This window comes from Plantibacter sp. H53 (assembly GCF_001650455.1).
In the GTDB taxonomy this organism is placed as follows: Bacteria; Actinomycetota; Actinomycetes; order Actinomycetales; family Microbacteriaceae; genus Plantibacter; species Plantibacter flavus_A.
The window spans coordinates 32986-52263 of sequence record NZ_LWCT01000009.1 but is presented as its reverse complement, the minus strand read 5'-3'; the positions used below and the strand labels follow the sequence as shown (position 1 = coordinate 52263).

The following is a 19278-nucleotide window of genomic DNA, read 5'->3' as shown; positions in this document are numbered from 1 at the left end:
CTCACCGGTGAACACCACCTGGGTCTCCGCTCCCCGAGCTTGTCGAGGGGCGAGCCGGGTGCCAAGCTCGACCGACGCGCGCAGGACGCGCGCAGGCAGTACGCAAAGGAGCAACGCATGACCGAAGCGACCAGCGACATCAAGAAGGGTCTCGCCGGCGTCGTCGTCGACGTGACGAGCGTCTCGAAGGTGAACCCGGAGACGAACTCGCTGCTCTACCGCGGGTATCCGGTCCAGGAGCTCGCCGAGCACTGCAGCTTCGAGCAGGTCGCGTACCTGCTCTGGAACGGTGAACTGCCCACGGACGCCGAACTCGCGGAGTTCACGGCGTCGGAGCGGGGCCAGCGCGCACTCGACGACAACGTCAAGGCGGCCATCGACCTCCTCCCGACGACGAGCCACCCGATGGACGCCCTCCGGACGGCGGTCAGCGTGATCGGTGCGAACGATCCGACCGCCGAGACGAACACCCCTGAGGCCAACGCGGTGAAGGCCGCGAGCCTGTACGCGAAGCTGCCCGCGATCGTCGCGTACGACCAGCGCCGCCGCCATGGCCTCGAGCTCGTCCCGCCGCGCGACGACCTCGGCTACAGCGCCAACTTCCTCTTCATGACCTTCGGCGAAGAGGCCGATCCGGTCGTCGTCGACGCGTTCGACGTGTCGATGATCCTCTACGCGGAGCACTCCTTCAACGCGTCGACGTTCACCGCCCGGGTCATCACCTCGACCCTCAGCGACCTGTACTCGGCGGTCACCGGAGCGATCGGCGCGCTCAAGGGCGCCCTGCACGGTGGGGCGAACGAGGCCGTCATGCACGTCTTCGACGAGATCGGGACCGCTGACCAGGCCGGCGCCTGGCTCGACGCGGCGCTCGCCGAGAAGCGCAAGATCATGGGCTTCGGACACCGGGTCTACAAGAACGGCGACTCGCGCGTGCCGACGATGCTCAAGGCGCTCGAGCGGCTCGCCGAGCACTACGGCAAGCCCGAGATCCTCGAGCTGTACACGACGCTCGAAGCGGACATGGTCGCGCGGAAGAACATCAAGCCGAACCTCGACTACCCCTCGGGCCCGGCGTACAACCTGATCGGGTTCGACACGGCCACGTTCACGCCGCTGTTCGTCGCCGCTCGGATCGTCGGGTGGACGGCGCACATCGCCGAGCAGCTCGCGTCGAACGCGCTCATCCGTCCGCTGTCCGAGTACGTCGGGCCCGACGAGCGGCACGTGCCGACCGACTGAGGGACGAGTTCTCCACAGATTCGGCGGCAGCCCCCACGGCGATATTCCAGATGAGTAGCCTCGGTCCTCGTGACTGCTCTGATTCGTCCTCCGCGCTCCTTGCTCCTGCGATCCACGCTCTCGGCCCTGGCCGCTGCGACCATCCTGCTCACCGCGGTGGGAGCCCCGGTCCCGGCGTCCGCCGCTCCGCCCGTCGGTTCCATCGCCGACCCTCAGGAGCACGACGACGGACCCCGTGACGCGTTCGGCACCGGGGACGTCCCCGGTGCGCCGGACGCCGTGGCCCCTTCGGCAGGCACCTCGAGGGTGATCGGCAAGCTCGTCCTGCAGAACCGGTCCAGTGGATCCTCGGCGTACGTCGGGCTCTCCGCGCCGGAGTCGGGTCGGAACGTCCAGCGGCTGTACTCGTCCTCGGTGGGCGGAGCAGCGTCGCTCGCGGGAACGTATTCCCTCCCTTCCGTCGGTGCGGCCGGGCCGATCACCGGCGTGGGAGCCTCCTCGACGCTCTGCCTGACGCCCGCCGGCGACGGCTCCCGGGCGTTCGTCGCAGCCCGGACGTGCACCGGTTCCCCGTCGCAGGACTTCGAGTGGCGCTACGTCTCGAACACGTGGGTCGCCGGCTACGCGCTGTACCCGGTGTCGAGTCGGTACTCCCTGGGTGGGACCGACACCGACACCTTCGTCGAGCTCACGATGGACGCGCTCACCGACGTCGTCGTGGAGTCGCAGCTAGCCCCGATCGAGCCGTTCGAACTGCGTACGCCGGCGATCGGCGCCACGGTGGACACGCCGTCCCCCACGTTCAGCGGTATCGGGCAGCCCGGATCGTCCATCTCGATCCGCACCGACGCGCAGGCCCTGCTCGCGAGCACCAGTGTCCCCCTGGACTCGACGTCCTGGTCGGTTCCGTCGATCCAGCTCGAGCCCGGCCGCTACACGGGCACCGCGACCCAGAGCGGGACCGGTTCGGATGTCCAGGTGCGTTTCGACTTCACGGTCCCGTCGCCGCTCGCGCCCGGCGCCTCGATCCCCACGCCGACGCTCGCCCCCGGTCAGTCCGTGGAGGTGGAGGCGACGTTCAACGCCGATGCCGGTGGTCAGCGCATCGACGTCTACCACCCGGCGAACACGCGGATCACTGCGGTCGACCACCCGGCCTTCACACTCGACGCGTTGGGCATCGGGGGTGTCTTGCCGGTCGGCGCGACCACGCTGAGGTTCACGCTGCGGGCGAACGACGACGCTCCCGTCGGCGAGGCCACGGGCGGCAAGGTCACCTACGGTTCCTCCCGCATCACGATCGCCGACTTCACGGCGAACATCGTCCGGGCGCCGGACGAGCCGATCGCCCCCTTGGTGGTCGAGTCGCCGAGGCGCGGCGAGACGATCAGTGAGACGACCCCCGTGTTCAGTGGGACCGGCGAGCCGGGGTCGCGCATCGAGATCCGTGGCGCGTGGGGCGACGTCCTCGGCTCAGTGGAGCGGGTCGACGCGAGCGGTGCTTGGTCGATCACATGGAACAAGAGCCTTTTGCCGAGCCGGTATGCCGGAGGCACCGTGAAGCAGTTCGTGGACGGGGTACCGACGCACACCTTCGTCTACGACTTCACGATCGTCCAGCCTCGACTCGTCGTCACCTCGCCGAGAGTCGGCGACACCCTCACCGGCACCAGGCCGGTGTTCACCGGTACGGCGAACCCGGGGGCGCGGGTGCAGATCACGGGCGCGTGGGGCACCGACCTCGGCTCCGCGATCGCCGACCCACGGACCGGGGAGTGGACCATCACCTGGCCGCGTGACTATCTCCCGGCGCGGTACTTCGGCGGCACCGTGACCGAGACCGTCGGCGGCAAGGTCATCGCCTCGTCCGGGTACGACTTCACCCTCACCCAGTGAGCTGACCATCGGGCCGCCGGCCCGGTGTCACTGCACCGGGCCGGCGGCTCCTGCCTCCCCCTACCGAGCCTCCGAAGGAGCACCCATGCCCAAGCAACCCACCCTCCTCGCCGCCGCGGGCCTCGCCGTCATCGCCCTCACCGGATGCACCGACGCGGATGCGACGTCGACGACGAGCGCGTCACCGACGGTCGCCGCCGAGTCCACCACCGGTTCCGAGTACACGATCCCCGACGTCACCGATGAGTGCGTCGACGGCACGGCGACCATCGTCGACGACAGCTCGAACGTGACCATCGACGGCGACTGCGAGAACGTCGTCGTGGAGGCCTCCAACAGCATCGTGACCGTGACGGGAGCCGTCGTGAACCTCTCGTTCAACAGCTCCATCACCCTCGTGAACGTCTCGACCGTCGACAACGTCACGTTCGTCGAGGGAGCCAACGGCAACAAGGTCGCGACCTCGTCGGCGCCGATGGTCACCGACAGTGGGGAGGGCAACACCGTCGCCGCTGACTGACCGTCGGCGATCCGGCCCAGGTGTGTCGGACGCCACACGTCGCCAGGCGTCCCAGGACCCCGGTGTTGTCGAGTCGGGACAACCGTGGTGCACGACGCCGCGCCGGCGGGATACGGTCGCATCCGTGCACCTCATCTTCCGCACCATCGCCATGTTCCTGCAGTCCCGCCGTCGAGCCCGCCGCGGCGAGCGCCTCGACACCTGGGACGTCGGACGGATCCGGTTGAGCGTGCTGCCGACCGACCTCGACGTCCTCGGCCACATGAACAACGGTGTCTACCTGTCGATCTTCGACCTCGGCCGGTTCGACCTCCTGATCCGGAACGGACTCTGGGATCGCTTCAGGCACCTGGGCTGGTACCCGGTGGTGTCGAGTGAGAGCATCACGTTCCGGAAATCGCTGCAGCCCTGGCAGCGCTTCACCGTCGAGACCCGCGTGACGGGCTACGACGACAAGGGCGTGTTCATCGAACACCGGGTGGTCGTGGGCGGGGAGATCTACACGCAAGCCGTCGTCCGAGGTCGGTTCCTCAAGCGCTCGGGCGGCGTGGTGGCGCTCTCGGAACTCATCGAGCTCACCGGCCCGGCTCCAACCGACCTCCCTGCATGGCAGGCGCAGTGGGCGAGGGATGTAGCCCTGCCGCCCACGAAGGCGTCGGCACCGAGCGACTGGTGAACCGGAGGAGTTGGTCGACATACTGGATTAAGCAACTGGAATACTTGTAGGCTGACCGCGTTCGTTCGCGAACGCTCCGCCGGTGCGTCCGGACGGCCCTCCCTCGGGTCGTCTCGGGCGCACCCTTGCGAAAGGTCGCCCATGAAACTCCCCATCCCCATTGCCATCGTCAGTCTGCTCGGCATGACGGTGAGTCTGCTCACCGGTCCGGCCGCCCGGGCCACCGAGCCGGCGCCTGACACGACCCCGGCGGTGTCCTCGGTCGAGGGCAGGTTCGTCGGCCAGGCGTTCCCCTCCGGCTCGGACGCCTTCTTTGCGGTCGGTGGCTCGACGGACGTCCTGAACCCGGCCAGGGTGACGCTGCACGCCACGCTCGACCAGGCGCTCGCCGCATCCGGCCGCTGGACGTTCCCGTCGGTGGACGCGTCCGGTCCGGTCACGACCACGGTCGGAGGCGTCACGAGGTGCCTCCAGCCTGATCCGTCGCAGGCCTACAAGTACGTGTACCCGGCGGTCTGCACCGGCTCGACCGCGCAGCAATGGGGCTGGGAGGTCTTCGCGAACGACCGTGTCAGCGGATACGGCCTCGTCTCGAACGGCGGAGCAGGTGGCTTCCTCCGTCAGTTCGACGGCAGGCTGGCCGTGGGCGGGTTCGGCTCGGTCGTGGACGCCGACCGGGTCACCCCGGAGGGACTCGATCCCGTCCCCGTCGCCATCCCGGTCACCCTCGAAGCGCCGACGCCCGGGTCCGTCGTCCGGGAGCCACGTCCCGTGTTCAGCGGGCGAGGCACGCCCGATGCGGTCGTCGAGGTCCTCGACTCGTCCGGCGGACCACTCGCCACGGCGACCGTCACCGCAGAGGGCACCTGGTCTGCCGTTCCGACCCGCGATCTCGCGCCCGGAGCGCAGTCCGGCACCGTTCGTCAACGCTCTGACGACTCGACCGCGAACTGGTCGCTGACCTACCGCGTCGTCACAGCGGTGACGGTCCGAACGCCCGCACTCGACGCCACGGTGGACGATCCGCGTCCGGTGTTCTCCGGTCTCGGAGAACCGGGCGCGCGGGTGACCGTCCTCGATGACACGACGGGTGTGACGCTGGTCGACGTCGAGGTGGACGGAAGCGGCGCCTGGAGTCAGCAGTCACTCCGGACGCTCGAGCCGCGCGCGTACACCGCGACCGCGACGCAGGTCTTCGGGGAACAGCGCACCACGGCACCGCTCCGGTTCACCTATCGGGAGCCCACGCCCGAGCCGGGCCCGGTCGAGGACGTCACCCTGCTCTCGCCCGCCATTGGGGAGACCATCGAGACCGCAGACCCGGTGTTCAGCGGTCGTGGAGAGCCGGGCGCGACCATCCGGGTGATCGGTGCCTGGGGTACGGAGATCGCTGCAGCCGAGGTCGGAGACGACCATCGCTGGGCGGCGCCGATCAACAAGAGCCTGACCCCCGGTCGGTACAGCGGCGGCTCCGTGCGCCAGGAGATCGACGGGGTGGAGCAGTCTCGCGCGCCGTACGACTTCACCGTGGCCGCCCGCGCGGTCGTCGCACCGCTTGTCGTGGAGTCGCCCGCGAGCGGTGGCGTCATCTCCTCGTCGGTGCCCGTGTTCAGCGGCACGGCACAGCCCGGTGCGAGGCTCGAGATCTGGAGCGCATGGGGCGATCTCGTCGGCACCACCGAGGCCGTCGCTGCGAGTGGACGCTGGACGATCAGCTGGAACAAGTCGCTGCTCCCCGCCCGGTACGCGGGTGGCACCGTCCGACAGATCATCGGCGGCGTCGAGACGCACCGCTCCGTCTACGACTTCACCGTCGCATCCGTCCTCAGGGTGACGTCGCCGAGGATCGGCGACACCCTCACCGGTACGCGGCCCGTGTTCACCGGCACGGCGACACCGCTGGCCGACATCGAGATCATCGGAGCCTGGGGCACCCGACTCGGGACGACGAAGGCCGACTCCTCGGGCTCGTGGACCGTCGAATGGAGTCGGGACTACCTCCCGGGCCGCTACCAGGGCGGACGCGTCGAGCAACGCGTGAACGGAACGTTCATCGATCAGGCCGGGTATGACTTCCGCTTGGTGCGATAGCGGATCGGCGGCGGTCGGGGCGTCCTCGCGATCCTCAGCCGCCGTCGGCGTCGCCGGATGTCGGTGGTCACCACGTAGGGTGACCACCATGTCCGCCTCTGCATCGTTCGCCGCTCCATCACTGTCCTCCGTCGAGGCCGCGCTGCAGCCGACCGGATCGGTGTCGCGCGAGGCGGAGCCGATGCGGACGGTGTACCGCCCGAGCGGTCCACTCGACGTCCATGGCACCCTGCGGCTGATCGCCCGGGGAGGCGACGGACCCTGCTACCGCCGTACGCCTGGCGGGGTCTGGCTGACGGCGCGGACACCGCACGGTGGCGCGACGCTGTACGTCTCGACGGTCCGCGACGGCAGGGTCGAGGCGACCGCCTGGGGCCCGGGAGCCGAGTGGATGATCGCCGGCGTGCCTGAGCTGCTGGGGCGCGACGACGACTGGTCGGAGCTCGACGTGAGCCGGAGCCCGCTCCTCACCGAGGTGTCCCGACGGAACCCGGGGTTGCGGTTGAGCCGCAACCGGCTCGTGTTCGAGATGCTCGTGCCGTCGATCCTCGAGCAGAAGGTGACCGCACTCGAAGCGTGGCGTGCGTGGCGCCTGCTCGTGCGGCGACACGGTGACCCGGCGCCAGGGCCGGCACCCGAGGGCATGGTCGTCGCGCCGTCCGCCGAGACCTGGCGGATGGTTCCGAGCTGGGAGTGGCACACGGCGGGTGTCGGGCCGCAACGGTCGGAGACGGTCGTGCGGTCGTCGCGACTCGCCTCCGCGATCGAGCGGACGATCGACGAGCGCCCCGATGACGCGTCACGGCGCCTCCAGAGCCTGCCGGGCATCGGCGCATGGACGGCCGCTGAGGTGACGCTCCGAGCGCACGGCGACCCCGACGCCGTGAGTGTCGGCGACTACCACCTCGCAGCCTCGGTGGGTCAGGCGCTCACCGGCTCACCCGTGGACGACGACGGCATGCTCGAGCTGCTCGCACCCTGGGCTGGTCACCGGCAGCGGGTGCTGCGGCTCATCGGCCGGAGCGGCATCCACAAGCCGCGTCGCGGCCCGAAGATCACCATCCAGGACCACCGCCACCACTGAGCGCGGGAGCGCGCTCCACGGCGTGCGGGTCAGGCGTCCAGGACGGCCATCGCCGCGTTGTGCCCGCCGAGCCCGCTGACCGCGCCACCGCGTCGGGCCCCAGCGCCGCAGAGCAGGACGCGCGGGTGCGCCGTCGCGACGCCCCACCGCTCGGCCGCCGTCGACCGAGGGGCGTCGTCCTCCAGGAACGGCCACGACAGCGGGCCGTGGAAGATGTTCCCGCCGGGCATCGCCAGGGAGCGCTCGAGGTCGAGCGTCGTCCGCGTCTCGATGCAGGGCCGCCCCTCGGCGTCGAGCAGCAGCAGGTCCTCGATGGGTTCCGCGATCACCGAGTCCAACGATCGCAGTACCGCGGCCTGCAGTGCGTCACGGAAGGCGTCGTGGCCGCCGGGGACCGCGTCCGCCGCGACCGCGAGCCGGTGCGGCACATGGAGGCCGAACACGGTGAGCGTCTGCGCCCCCGAGGCCTGCAGCTCCGTTGACTGGATGCTCGGGTCGCTCAGGGTGTGGCAGTAGATCTCGCACGGCAGCGGGTCGGGGATCCGGCCGGCCTCCGCCTCGAGGTAGGCGTGCTCCAGCTGCGCCCAGCCCTCGTTGATGTGGAAGGTGCCGCCGAACGCCGCCGCCGGATCGACGGCCGGGTCGAGGAGCTTCGGGAGTCTCCGCAGCAACAGGTTCACCTTCACCTGAGCGCCCTCGGGATGCGGGACACCGTCCTCCGGCGCTGGCACCGTGGGAAGGATCGCTTCGGTACCACTCCACTGCACCGGCGTCCCCCGCGCTGCCGACCACGCGGCGAATGCGGCCGCGGCCGCCCGCTGCTCCGCCGCCGGGTCGAGGAGGCGCTCCAGCACCGCCGGGGCCGCGCCCGACAGGATCCACTCGCCGCGGACGACGACCCCGGGGCGGGGCCGGAACCGGTCGAGCGTCGGCATCGGTTCGGTCGCCTCGAGCTCCGCTTCCGCGGCGAGGTCCACGTAGGCGACGAGCCCGTGCTCCGGCTGGATGGAGGTCACCTCGGCGAGCGTCCGGATCACGGCGCCGGCCTCCTCGGCCGCGCGGCGCAGCGCGTCCGTGACCGCGCCCATGCCGCCGACCGGGACGTCCCAGTCGCCCGTCCCGCCGCCGATCAGGTGGTAGAGGAAGCAGATGTTCTGCTGCAAGGTCTGGTCGCCGGCGCGGGCGAAGGTGCCGATGAGCGCATCGGTGAAGACGACACCTCGGACGAGGTCGGAACGCGCGGCGTCCTCGATGGCCCGGCCGATCGGCTCGTCGAACACCGCCGACCAGATCGACGCGACCTCTGCGGCCGGCACCCCGAGGTCCGCGGCGGCGGCGATCGCCGCGTCACGCGCATCGGAACGGCTGCGGAGCGGCTCGAGCACCGTCGGCCAGAGCACCGAGGCCAGGTGACCGATCCGACGGTGCAGTTCGGCGATGCCCGCGGCGTCCTCCGGATGCCCGATGGACGCGAACGACGCGACGGTGGCGTCGTCGTCACGGTTGTCGATCAGGAGACCCGTACCGGGGTTCGCGGGGTCGGGCGTGTACGAGGAGAAGCGGCGCCGGACGAGCCGGACATCGAGCCCGAGGTCGTCGATGATCCGCTGGGGCAGCAGGCTGACGAGGTACGAGTACCGGGACAGGCGTGCGTCCACGCCGGGGAACGGACGTTCCGAGACGGCTGCTCCACCCGTATGGTCGAGGCGTTCGAGAAGCAGGACGTGCTTGCCCGCGCGTGCGAGGTAGGCGGCGGCGGTGAGGCCGTTGTGTCCGCCGCCGACGATGACGGCGTCGTACTGCTCGACGGAGTGCATGACCACACCCTATTCGCAGGCGCGCTTCGACAGGCTCAGCGACCGGGGAGGCGCACCGCGACGTCGCCCACCGGTCCCTGAGCCTGTCGAAGGGCGGTGACCGACCGGGGTGCTCAGCCGCCAGGCGTGTACTCGCGAGCCTCAGCTGGGATCACCGGATCGGAGCATAGGCTGAGCAGCATGGCGAACGTTGCGAACGAGGGTCCCACCGAAGCGGTCGGACTCGCGGATCGTGCGATCGCCCTCGCGTCGAAGTGGGTCGACGAAGGGGCGGAAGCTCCGACCGATCCCGCCGCCGAGCGGCTCGCCGGCGTGCTGCGCGACCCCAACGGTCTCGAATTCACCGTCGGGTTCGTCGACGGCGTCATGCGCCCGGAGGACCCGCTCGTCGCCGGCAACGCCCTCGCCGCCCTCGCGGGTCGGACGCCGCGGTTCCTGCCCTGGTACGAGCAGGCCGCCGTCCGCACGGGTGGTCTGGTCGGTCCGGTCCTGCCCTGGGTCGTCGTACCCGCCGCGCGACGCGTCCTCCGGGGCATGGTCGGCCACCTCATCGTCGACAGCCGTCCTCGTGAGCTCGGCAACGCGATCGCGAAGCTGCGCGCCGACGGTTCACGGCTCAATCTGAACCTCCTCGGGGAGGCCGTCCTCGGCGAGGGCGAGGCGGCGAGACGGCTCGCCGGCACCCGCGAGCTCCTGCAGCGCCCCGACGTCGACTACGTGTCCATCAAGGTCTCGTCGATCGCCAGTCAGCTGTCCATGTGGTCGTTCGAGCAGGTCGTCGACCGCATCGTCCGTCGCCTCGTGCCGCTCTACGAGGAGGGGCTCGCGACCGGCACCTTCATCAACCTCGACATGGAGGAGTACCGCGACCTCGACCTCACCATCGCGGTCTTCACCCGACTCCTCGACCAGCCGCAGCTGCTGCACTACCAGGCCGGCATCGTCATCCAGGCCTATCTGCCCGACGCCCTCGAGGCGATGATGCAGCTCACCGCCTGGTCGAAGCAGCGCGTGGCCGCCGGTGGCGCGCCCATCAAGGTGCGGCTCGTGAAGGGCGCGAACCTCGCGATGGAGCGGGTCGACGCGGCGATCCACGGCTGGCCGCTCGCGACGACCGGATCGAAGCGCGAGACCGACACCAACTACAAGCGCGTGCTCGACTGGGCGCTCACGCCGGCGCACACGGACGTCGTGCGGGTCGGGGTCGCCGGGCACAACCTCTTCGACATCGCCTACGCGTGGCTCCTCGCGGGCGACCGCGGTGTACGTGAGCGGGTGGACTTCGAGATGCTGCTGGGGATGGCGACCGGTCAGGTCGAGGCCATCAAGCGGGACGTCGGGGCGGTGCTGCTGTACACGCCCGTCGTGAACCCGAAGGAGTTCGACGTCGCGATCTCCTACCTGGTCCGCCGTCTGGAGGAGAACGCCAGCGAGGAGAACTTCATGTCGGCGGTGTTCGAGCTCGCCGAGAAGCCGACCCTGTTCGCACGCGAGCGACGTCGGTTCCTCGCCTCGGTCGACGCCCTCGGAGAGACCGCCGGGCAGGTGCCGACCCCCAACCGGACGCAGGACCGCGCCGCGGAGGCCCCGGAGGCACCGCTGTCCGACAACGACGGGGACGACCGCTTCCGCGATCCTGCGCAGGCGCCCGACGCCGGACTCACGCAGCAGGTCCTCGGGCTGGAACGCGGATCGAGCGGCGGCGAGGACCGCTTCCACGCCGACCCCTCCTCCGCGTACGTCGAGACGGCGGTCTTCTCCCGCTCGGAGCGTGGTGGTGTCGTCGACGGCGCCCCGGGCTTCGAGAACACTGCAGACACCGACCCCTCGCTCGCGGCGAACCGGGCGTGGGGAGCGTCGATCCTGGCGCGCGTCCCGCAGTCGACCCTCGGTGGCTCCGCGGTCGCGGCCGCAGCCATCGACGACCCACGTGTCCTCGAACGCACGATCACGATGGTCCGCACCGCCGGTGAGCGATGGGGAGCCCGCCCGGCCGCCGAACGGGCCGCCGTCCTGCACGCTGCAGCTCGGGTCCTCGCCTCCCGTCGGGCAGACCTCATCGAGGTCATGGCGAGCGAGACCGGCAAGACGATCGCCGAGGCCGATCCCGAGGTGAGCGAGGCCGTCGACTTCGCGCACTACTACGCGGCCAACGCGCCCCTGCTCGAGAGCGTGCACGGGGCGAGCTTCGTCCCCTCCGCGCTCACGGTCGTGACGCCGCCCTGGAACTTCCCCGTCGCCATTCCGGCCGGAGGCGTCCTCGCGGCGCTTGCCGCCGGCAGCGGCGTGATCATCAAGCCCGCTCCACAGGCGAAGCGGTGCGCGGCCGTGGTCGTCGAGGCGCTCTGGGACGCCGGGGTGCCGCGCGACCTCCTCGTGCTCGCCGATGTGGCGGAGGGTGACCTCGGTCGTCGGCTCGTCTCCCACCCGGCCGTCGACCGGGTGATCCTGACCGGCTCCTTCGAGACGGCGCAGCTGTTCCGTGGGTGGCGTGCCGACCTGCCGCTGCTGGCGGAGACGAGCGGGAAGAACGCGATCATCGTCACGCCCAGTGCCGACCTCGACCTCGCCGTCGCCGACATCGTGAAGAGCGCCTTCGGGCACGCCGGGCAGAAGTGCTCGGCCGCGTCGCTCGTGATCCTCGTCGGCTCGGTGGCACGATCCGACCGCTTCCTGCGGCAGCTCGAGGACGCCGTCCGCTCGCTCCGGGTCGGCTGGCCGTCCGATGCGCGGACGCAGATGGGGCCGATCGTCGAGCCGGCGGGGGAGAAGCTCCTCGCCGGGCTGACCGAGCTGCGCCTCGGCGAGAAGTGGCTCGTCGAGCCGAAGCTGCTCGACGACTCCTCGGTCAACTTCGGCCGGCCGAGCGAGCGCCTCTGGTCGCCTGGGGTCCGCACCGGTGTCCAGCCCGGCTCGCCCTTCCACGTGACCGAGTACTTCGGACCGGTCCTCGGTGTCATGCAGGCCGCGAACCTCACCGAGGCGATCGCCCTGCAGAACGCGACCCCCTACGGACTGACCGCGGGCCTGCACACCCTGGACCCGGTCGATCTCGGGGAATGGCTCGACACCGTCGAGGCGGGCAACCTGTACGTCAACCGGGGCATCACCGGTGCGATCGTGCAGCGCCAGCCCTTCGGCGGGTGGAAGCGTTCGTCGGTCGGGACCGGCACGAAGGCCGGCGGCCCCAACTACCTGTTCGGGCTCGGCGAGTGGCGCCCTGATCCGGGATCGGCGAGCCGCAGTCTGCACCTCCGCGGGCTCGACACCCGCATCGTGAAGCTCATCGAGTCCGCCCAGCCGTCGCTCACCTACGAAGCCTTCGACGTGCTGCGACGGTCGGCGCTCAGTGATGCGATCGCGTGGGGGAACGAGTTCGGCGAGGTGAAGGACGTCTCGCAGCTCGGCGTGGAACGGAACCTGCTGCGCTACCGGCCGGTTCCGGTCGCGGTGCGGGTCGCGTCGGGGGCCGACCTGGGCGACGCGCTGCGGGTCCTCATCGCCGCGGTGCGGTCGCGGTCGCGGTTCACCGTCAGCCTCGGTGGGCGGCTGCCGCGCGAGGTGCGCGACTGGCTGTCGGAGCTCAGCATCCCCGTTTCGCTCGAGACGGACGAGCAGTGGCTGACCCGGATGGCGGCCCGCGGGTCGATCGACACGGGCGAGCTGGGCCAGGGGCCACCGGTCGCGACCCGGGTGCGGATCGTCGGTCCGCGTCCCGAGACGGTTGCGGAGGCGGAACCCGGAACGGAGGCCTCCGAGCCTGAGCCGCTCGCGAAGCGACTCGCTGAGGTGCTCGGCGGCGATCCCGAGATCGCGATCTGGGGTGGGCCGGTCACGCAAGCCGGGCGGGTCGAACTGCTGCCGTTCCTGCGCGAACAGGCGATCTCGATCACGGCGCATCGGTTCGGTAACCCCGATCCGTGGTCCCAGAGCGTCATCTGACCCTGAACCCGTTCCCCGGTCCCTGAGTCCATTCCCCGGTCCCTGAGCTTGTCGAAGGGCGAGCCGCCGTCAGGCGCGGAGCGCGGCCTCCACGAGCGCCACGGCGTCCTCCGGCGAGACGCCGAGGTCCCGGATGCGGACCGCGTACGCCGCCGCCGCCAGCTGCGCTTGCCGGTCGATCACGTCGCCGTGCGCTGACACGAACGTCCCAGCGCGCCCCCGGGTCTCGATGACCCCGTCGGTCTCGAGCAGCCGGTACGCCTTCGCGACGGTGTTCGGTGCGATCCCCAGCTCGTCGGCCAGACCGCGCACCGTCGGGAGCTTCGCGCCGGTCGTCAACCGCCCGTCGCGGACGGCCTCGATCACCTGCGTCCGCAGCTGCTCGAACACACTGGTCCCCGCCTGAATCGTCCACTCCATTCGCCCATCCTGCCCGCGAACGGTCACGAATGGCGACTTCGGACGAGCCGCACTGTGCGTTGGTGACCGTTCGCGGGCCGGGGGAGGGGTCAGTCGATGTGGCGGTGGATGAGGCGGGTGAGGACGATCGCACTGCGGGTGTGGTCGACGTTGGGGGCGATCCGCACCTTCTCCAAGGCGTCCTCGAGGGCTGGGATGTTCCGGGCCCGCATGTGCACGATGGCGTCGGCGCTCCCGGTGACGGTGCCGGCGTCGACGACCTCCGGGACGCCCGACAGGATCCGCAGCAGCTCGTTGGGGGACACGGTGCCGCGGCAGAAGAGTTCGACGTAGGCTTCTGTCTGCATGCCGTCGACCGTGGGGTCGACCTGGATCGTGAACGACTGGATGACCCCGTCGGCGACGAGGCGGTCGACGCGTCGCTTCACCGCTGAGGCCGACAGGCCCACGACCGCGCCGATGTCGCCGTAGCCGGCGCGTGAGTTCTGTCGGAGCAGATCGATGATGCCGCGGTCGAGGTTGTCCATGAGACTCAGTGTAAGCGCAATCATTGCGCGAAAAGCTGCCACTTCGCAGTATTCCTGCGCCAAACTCCGTGAAAACGCTGCGAATCGCATGCAATGATGAACGTGGCGTGCCCCCGGGCCCCTGGACCTCGTCCGCCGACCCTCGCTCGTTTGGAGGCCGACGTGTCGTCGACGCTCAACCACCCCACCCCCACCACGCAGGACGCCACGACCGGCACCCGCGTCGCGAACCGTCGCCGGTACCTCATGTGCCGGCCGGACCGCTTCACGGTCAGCTACCGGATCAACCCCTGGATGAACCCGGACGACCCGACCGACACCTCGCTCGCGGTGTCGCAGTGGGAGCAGCTGCACCAGGCCTACCTCGATCTCGGCCACCGGATCGACCTCATCGACCCGCTCGACGGCCTGCCGGACATGGTGTTCGCGGCGAACGGCGGCTTCACGCTCGACGGCACCGCCTACGGGGCGAAGTTCACCTACCGGGAGCGAATCCCCGAGGGGCCGGCCTACATGGACTGGTTCGAGGCGAACGGCTTCCGCGTCGAGCGCCCCGAGTTCGTGAACGAGGGCGAGGGCGACATCATGCTCGTCGGCGACACCATCCTCGCCGGGACCGGCTTCCGCACCGATCCCCGCAGCCACGACGAGGTGCGGCGCATCTTCGACCGCGAGGTCGTGACCCTCAACCTCGTGAACCCGAGCTTCTACCACCTCGACACCGCGATCGCCGTGCTCGACCCGGTGGCTCCCGCCGACGGCTCGCCCGCGAACATCGCCTACCTGCCGACCGCGTTCGACGAGGCGAGCAACCGCATCCTCGAGCAGCGCTACCCCGACGCGATCCACGTGAGCACCGAGGATGCAGCCGTCCTGGGCCTCAACTCGATCTCGAACGGTCGTGAGGTCGTCATCGCCGCCCGGGCCGTCGGGTTCGAGCGTCAACTGCGCGAGCGCGGCTACACGCCGATCGGCGTCGACCTGTCCGAGCTGCTCCTCGGCGGCGGCGGCGTGAAGTGCTGCACGCTGGAGCTGCGCGGCTAGCCCTTCGACAAGCTGAGGGACCGGACCGGGGCTGTGCGGTCTCAGGGGCCGGGGTCGATGTCGAGGGGTTGCGGGTGCCGGTGGCGCGGCGTATACCTGCACTGACCGCTTGAACCTGAGGAAGGGCACCCATGGACGCCGGAGAACGACGTGACCACGAACGCGCCGACGCAGGACGCTCCGGCACCCTGAGTGATGCGACGGGGTTCTGGGTCGTGATCGCCTTCGCCCTGTTCGCCGGCGGCATGTGGGCGTTCGGCGAGGCGTTCCGCACGGACGTCCTGCAGGCCGTCTGGTTCATGGGTGGCATCCTCATGATCGCGCTCGCGATCTTCATCCCGGCGCATTTCGCCAGCAACAACTGATCCCCAGCCGGACGTTCGCCGACCGTTTCCTGAGCGTCCGGACGTCCGGTCGGAGGCCGCCGATACGGTCCTGTTCAGCGCGCTACGCTGGCTGAGCAGACACGAGGACGGCACATGGATTCCACGGTGGTCATCATCCCCACCTACAACGAACGCGAGAACCTGGAGAGGATCGTCGCGCGCGTCCGTACCGCTGCACCATCCGTCGAGGTGCTCGTGGTCGACGACAACTCACCCGACGGCACCGGAGCGATCGCCGACCGTCTCGCCGCCGAGGACGACGCGGTGCACGTGCTGCACCGCACCGGCAAGGAAGGGCTCGGCGCCGCCTACAAGGCCGGTTTCGCCTGGGCGATCGGCCGCGGATTCGGCAACGTGGTCGAGATGGACGCCGACGGATCCCATGCCCCCGAGCAGTTGCCGGCACTTCTCGCGGCCACCGCGGAGGCGGACGTCGTCCTCGGGTCGCGCTGGGTCCCGGGCGGCACCGTCGTCAACTGGCCCAAGCATCGCGAGGCCATCTCGCGGGTCGGCAGTGCCTACGCCCGGTTCGCGCTCCGGCTGCCCGCGCGGGACGTGACCGGCGGCTACCGCGTGTTCAGTGCTGATGCACTGCGGCGGCTGCAGCTCGACGAGGTCCACAGCCACGGCTACGGCTTCCAGGTCGACATGCTCTGGCACGCGAACCGCGCCGGTCTCCGGATCGTCGAAGTGCCGATCACCTTCACCGAGCGGACGCTCGGGGCGTCCAAGATGACGAGCGGCATCGTCGTCGAAGCCATGCTCCGCGTCACCTGGTGGGGCGTCTGCGAACTGACGGACCGCATCATCGGGCGTCGTCCTGCAGCATCACGGGCGGCCGCCGGCTCCTGAGTCGCGACGGCGCCCGTCGGCGGGTTCGTCGTCAGCTGCGGCGCGGCCCTGACGAGATGACCGGGGCAGAGCCGATGAGGTCCTCGTCGTCGACCGCATCCACGAGGTATGCGGCGACGTCGCAGCGAGGGATGCGGAGCGAGCTCGGCCAGCTCCCCGGTGGTGAGGACACGACCGGGCGACGGGCGTCACTGGCGGAGAGCACGGTCGGGTGCACGATGGTCCAGTCGAGTTCCGAGCGGCGGAGGAACGCGTCCGCCTGCTCGTGATCGGCGTAGACGGTGCCGAGTCGGAGGAAGTGCGTCGCCCACCGCAAGCCGGCGGGGACGCTCCGGACCGACTCGCCGGCGCCGAGCGCGGAGAGGAGGACGACTCGACGCAGCCCACGCGAGCGCATCGCGTCCGTGACGACTCGCACGGCGTTCGAGATGAGGTCGGGAGGGCTGACCTGGCGCGCCCACGGCCAGTCGGACGAGCCGATGTTGCTGAGGGCGATGATGACGGCCTGCGCGCCACGCATGGCCTCCTCGACGTCCTCACTCCGCAGTGGAGACCCCTGGACGACCGTCAGGCGGTCGCCGGGGACGACGGCGGCGGGGTCGCGGACGAGCGCGGTGACCGAGTGGCCGCGGCGAAGTGCCTCGCCGATGATGAGCCGCCCGGTGCGGCCGCTCCCACCGATCACGAGGAGGTGTGCCACCGTCGCCTCCCGATCGTCGAACACCGGCCCGACGGCGCAGGTGCTGCGACCGTCCGGACGGATCCATCGTCCCCGACGGAGCGACGGAGGGCATCGGGGACAACCCGGGGAGGGCGGTGTGATGGTGTGAGCGCGCGAGTCCGGCCCGAGCGACCGGCGCTGGCCGATTTCCGCGACCGGTTGTCGGTGCGGTCCCGTGACCGCTATCCTCACCAACAACTGTCGCGAAGTCGCCGCAGAACTGATCCTCGCTCAGGTGATCGGTCGGTGCGGTCCGGACTCCTCGACGATCTCGGTGGGGGGAGTGGCTCGAGCGATGGGGTGGCGTATGCCCGTGATTCAGAAGGTCGTCGCCGCGGTGATCGCGGTTGCGGCGATGACCATGTCGGTCGGCCTGCCGCAAGCGGCGTCGGCGGCCGCGCCGGAGTATCAGGCGAGCCGCGTCCTGACACTCGACGCTCGACCGTACGGGGTCGCCGTCGATCCGAACCGTGGGCTCGTCTACGTGTCGGGCCGGACGTCGAACGTCGTCTGGGTCTACGACGCCGACACGCTGGAGCGGGTGACGACGGTCGCCGTCCCGAACCTGCCATCACAGATCGCGGTCGACCCGGCGAGCGGCTACGTCTACGTGTCGCAATACACCGGCAACCTGCTGCAGGGGTCCCTCGCGGTCATCGATCCCGTGTCCGCGTCGGTCGTGGCCAGCGTGCCTGTCGGAAACGCGCCGACGGGCGTCAGCCTGAACCTCTCGACGAAGCAGATCTACGTGGTGAACTCCGCCTCGGCCTACCTCTCGGTGCTCGACGCTTCGGATCCGGCGGCTCCGGTCCCGGTCACCACCTGGTCGGCTGTGACCGGGATGCAGGAGGTCACCGTCGACGCCGCAGGAACCACCGCGTACGCCGTCGCGCCGAACAACGACCAGGTGCTCGTGTTCGACACCGCGGACGGGACGCTGCGGACGAGCTGGTCGACGAACCGCGTGCCGCAGAGCCTCCTCCTCTCCTCGGACGAGACGAGCGCCTTCGTCACGGCGCAGCTCGGCCCGACCGCGACCGTCCACGACACCTCGACCGGGGCGGTGTCCGGGTCCATCGACGTCACGAACACCTACTTCACCTCCGCCGACCGTGCGCTCGAGTCGGCCTTCCTCACGTCCCCGCAGGCGAACGGCGGAACGGTCGTGGTGGTCGATGCGGCCACCGGCGCCCGCGTCCAGGACGTGCCCGCGATCGGCGCGTTCCAGATCGCGACCGACCCGACCCGCCATCGGACCTTCGTGACGAGCATCCGGAGCAACAACCTGACGGTGATCGATCCCATCGCCACGGCACCGTCCATCGTCTCCGATCCGATCGATCAGCGCGTGGCTGCCGGCGGTGATGCGACCTTCGAGGCCCAGGCCTCGAGCGTCGAGGCGACCACCGTGGTCTGGCAGGTCAGTACCGACGGGGGCGCGACCTGGAGTGATCTCGCCGGTGAGACCGCACCGTCGCTGACGATCGAGGCGGCGACCGTCGATCAGTCGGGCCAGCGATACCGTGCGGTCTTCACGAACTCGGTCGGGTCGACGCCGACTGCGGCAGCGACCCTGACGGTGGATCCACCGGCACCGACGATCGCACTGGATCCCTTGGCTGATCGGAGCGACCGGTCGGGGGATGCGGTCTCCGTCGCCGCGAACGCGACGACGTCGGACGGCTCGGCCGTCACCTACTCGGCGGTGGGATTGCCCGGCGGCATCGGTCTGGACCCGTCGACGGGCGTGCTGCAGGGGATCCCGACCACCGTCGGGGTCTTCGCCGTGACCGTCTCGGCGACCGCAGGCGAACTGGTCGCTTCCACGACCTTCACCTGGACGATCACCGCTGCGACGGTCGTCGTTCCGCCTCCGAGCCCGATCGATCCCTCGTCCGAGGACGGTTCGCTGGTCCGGACGGGGGCCGACTCCGCGCCGTTCGCACTGGCGGCGATCCTGATCCTCGCCGGGCTCGGGTCCTCCGCGATCGCGATCGCGTGCGCGCGGAGGAGGGTGGGGTAGGGGCGAAGCCCCAGTCATCGACGCGCACACAGCGCAT

15 protein-coding genes are annotated in these 19278 nt (G+C 70.3%); 11 read left to right on the top strand and 4 right to left on the bottom strand.

What is annotated here, in order from left to right; translation table 11 throughout:
• Positions 1 to 117 precede the first annotated feature (117 nt).
• The 6 genes from A4X17_RS06690 to A4X17_RS06665 all read left to right on the top strand — a co-directional run bounded on the left by A4X17_RS06690 (position 118) and on the right by A4X17_RS06665 (position 7509).
• Entirely contained in the window at positions 118 to 1242 is a 1125-nt protein-coding gene (locus A4X17_RS06690; protein ID WP_064294891.1) for a bifunctional 2-methylcitrate synthase/citrate synthase, read from the top strand.
• Between the two features lie 69 nt (positions 1243 to 1311).
• Positions 1312 to 3138, top strand: a complete 1827-nt coding sequence (locus tag A4X17_RS06685) for a hypothetical protein (protein WP_157583362.1) — start codon at positions 1312 to 1314, stop codon at positions 3136 to 3138.
• Positions 3139 to 3223: 85 nt separating this feature from the next.
• A complete protein-coding gene (locus tag A4X17_RS06680) occupies positions 3224 to 3658 on the top strand; it encodes a hypothetical protein (RefSeq protein WP_064294889.1) in 435 nt (144 codons plus the stop codon).
• Between the two features lie 124 nt (positions 3659 to 3782).
• Positions 3783 to 4334, top strand: coding sequence for a thioesterase family protein (locus A4X17_RS06675; RefSeq protein WP_064294888.1), 552 nt, complete (start codon positions 3783 to 3785; stop codon positions 4332 to 4334).
• Between the two features lie 141 nt (positions 4335 to 4475).
• The gene (locus A4X17_RS06670) at positions 4476 to 6425 is read left to right on the top strand and encodes a hypothetical protein (protein WP_064294887.1); all 1950 of its coding nucleotides are present in this window, start codon (positions 4476 to 4478) and stop codon (positions 6423 to 6425) included.
• Positions 6426 to 6513: 88 nt separating this feature from the next.
• Positions 6514 to 7509 (top strand): DNA-3-methyladenine glycosylase, encoded by a 996-nt coding sequence (locus A4X17_RS06665; protein ID WP_231884313.1) that lies wholly within the window; start codon positions 6514 to 6516, stop codon positions 7507 to 7509.
• Between the two features lie 29 nt (positions 7510 to 7538).
• Here A4X17_RS06665 and A4X17_RS06660 read toward each other — a convergent pair whose 3' ends face one another.
• Positions 7539 to 9326 carry an NAD(P)/FAD-dependent oxidoreductase gene (locus A4X17_RS06660; protein WP_064294951.1) on the bottom strand — a complete coding sequence of 596 codons (1788 nt, stop codon included), beginning with the start codon at positions 9324 to 9326 and terminating at the stop codon, positions 7539 to 7541.
• Positions 9327 to 9506: 180 nt separating this feature from the next.
• On the opposite strand from A4X17_RS06660, the gene A4X17_RS06655 reads away from it, so the two are divergent.
• Positions 9507 to 13268, top strand: coding sequence for a bifunctional proline dehydrogenase/L-glutamate gamma-semialdehyde dehydrogenase (locus A4X17_RS06655; protein ID WP_064294886.1), 3762 nt, complete (start codon positions 9507 to 9509; stop codon positions 13266 to 13268).
• A gap of 69 nt (positions 13269 to 13337) precedes the next feature.
• On the opposite strand, the gene A4X17_RS06650 is transcribed toward A4X17_RS06655, so the two are convergent.
• On the bottom strand, positions 13338 to 13688 hold the full coding sequence (locus A4X17_RS06650) for a GntR family transcriptional regulator (protein WP_064294885.1): 351 nt from the start codon (positions 13686 to 13688) through the stop codon (positions 13338 to 13340).
• Between the two features lie 89 nt (positions 13689 to 13777).
• Positions 13778 to 14215, bottom strand: a complete 438-nt coding sequence (locus A4X17_RS06645) for an Lrp/AsnC family transcriptional regulator (RefSeq protein ID WP_064294884.1) — start codon at positions 14213 to 14215, stop codon at positions 13778 to 13780.
• 162 nt (positions 14216 to 14377) lie between these two features.
• Between A4X17_RS06645 and ddaH the strand changes: the two genes are divergently transcribed.
• The 3 genes from ddaH to A4X17_RS06630 all read left to right on the top strand — a co-directional run bounded on the left by ddaH (position 14378) and on the right by A4X17_RS06630 (position 16497).
• Complete coding sequence (gene ddaH, locus A4X17_RS06640; protein ID WP_064294950.1) at positions 14378 to 15259, top strand: dimethylargininase; 882 nt, start codon at positions 14378 to 14380, stop codon at positions 15257 to 15259.
• Between the two features lie 131 nt (positions 15260 to 15390).
• On the top strand, positions 15391 to 15624 hold the full coding sequence (locus A4X17_RS06635; protein ID WP_064294883.1) for a hypothetical protein: 234 nt from the start codon (positions 15391 to 15393) through the stop codon (positions 15622 to 15624).
• A gap of 114 nt (positions 15625 to 15738) precedes the next feature.
• Positions 15739 to 16497, top strand: a complete 759-nt coding sequence (locus A4X17_RS06630; protein WP_064294882.1) for a polyprenol monophosphomannose synthase — start codon at positions 15739 to 15741, stop codon at positions 16495 to 16497.
• Between the two features lie 31 nt (positions 16498 to 16528).
• On the opposite strand, the gene A4X17_RS06625 is transcribed toward A4X17_RS06630, so the two are convergent.
• Positions 16529 to 17197: an NAD(P)-dependent oxidoreductase gene (locus tag A4X17_RS06625; RefSeq protein ID WP_064294949.1), complete on the bottom strand. Its 669-nt coding sequence runs from the start codon at positions 17195 to 17197 to the stop codon at positions 16529 to 16531.
• Positions 17198 to 17525: 328 nt separating this feature from the next.
• Between A4X17_RS06625 and A4X17_RS06620 the strand changes: the two genes are divergently transcribed.
• On the top strand, positions 17526 to 19241 hold the full coding sequence (locus tag A4X17_RS06620; RefSeq protein ID WP_064294881.1) for a YncE family protein: 1716 nt from the start codon (positions 17526 to 17528) through the stop codon (positions 19239 to 19241).
• The last annotated feature ends 37 nt before the right edge of the window (positions 19242 to 19278 follow it).

What these genes read in the sequence shown, in the direction of transcription:
- A4X17_RS06690 (WP_064294891.1), top strand. Translation starts at nt 118, where the DNA reads ATGACCGAAGCGACCAGCGACATCAAGAAGGGTCTCGCCGGCGTCGTC.
- A4X17_RS06680 (WP_064294889.1), top strand. Translation starts at nt 3,224, where the DNA reads ATGCCCAAGCAACCCACCCTCCTCGCCGCCGCGGGCCTCGCCGTCATC.
- A4X17_RS06670 (WP_064294887.1), top strand. Translation starts at nt 4,476, where the DNA reads ATGAAACTCCCCATCCCCATTGCCATCGTCAGTCTGCTCGGCATGACG.
- A4X17_RS06665 (WP_231884313.1), top strand. Translation starts at nt 6,514, where the DNA reads ATGTCCGCCTCTGCATCGTTCGCCGCTCCATCACTGTCCTCCGTCGAG.
- A4X17_RS06660 (WP_064294951.1), bottom strand. Translation starts at nt 9,326, where the DNA reads ATGCACTCCGTCGAGCAGTACGACGCCGTCATCGTCGGCGGCGGACAC.
- A4X17_RS06655 (WP_064294886.1), top strand. Translation starts at nt 9,507, where the DNA reads ATGGCGAACGTTGCGAACGAGGGTCCCACCGAAGCGGTCGGACTCGCG.
- A4X17_RS06650 (WP_064294885.1), bottom strand. Translation starts at nt 13,688, where the DNA reads ATGGAGTGGACGATTCAGGCGGGGACCAGTGTGTTCGAGCAGCTGCGG.
- A4X17_RS06645 (WP_064294884.1), bottom strand. Translation starts at nt 14,215, where the DNA reads ATGGACAACCTCGACCGCGGCATCATCGATCTGCTCCGACAGAACTCA.
- A4X17_RS06635 (WP_064294883.1), top strand. Translation starts at nt 15,391, where the DNA reads ATGGACGCCGGAGAACGACGTGACCACGAACGCGCCGACGCAGGACGC.
- A4X17_RS06630 (WP_064294882.1), top strand. Translation starts at nt 15,739, where the DNA reads ATGGATTCCACGGTGGTCATCATCCCCACCTACAACGAACGCGAGAAC.
- A4X17_RS06620 (WP_064294881.1), top strand. Translation starts at nt 17,526, where the DNA reads ATGCCCGTGATTCAGAAGGTCGTCGCCGCGGTGATCGCGGTTGCGGCG.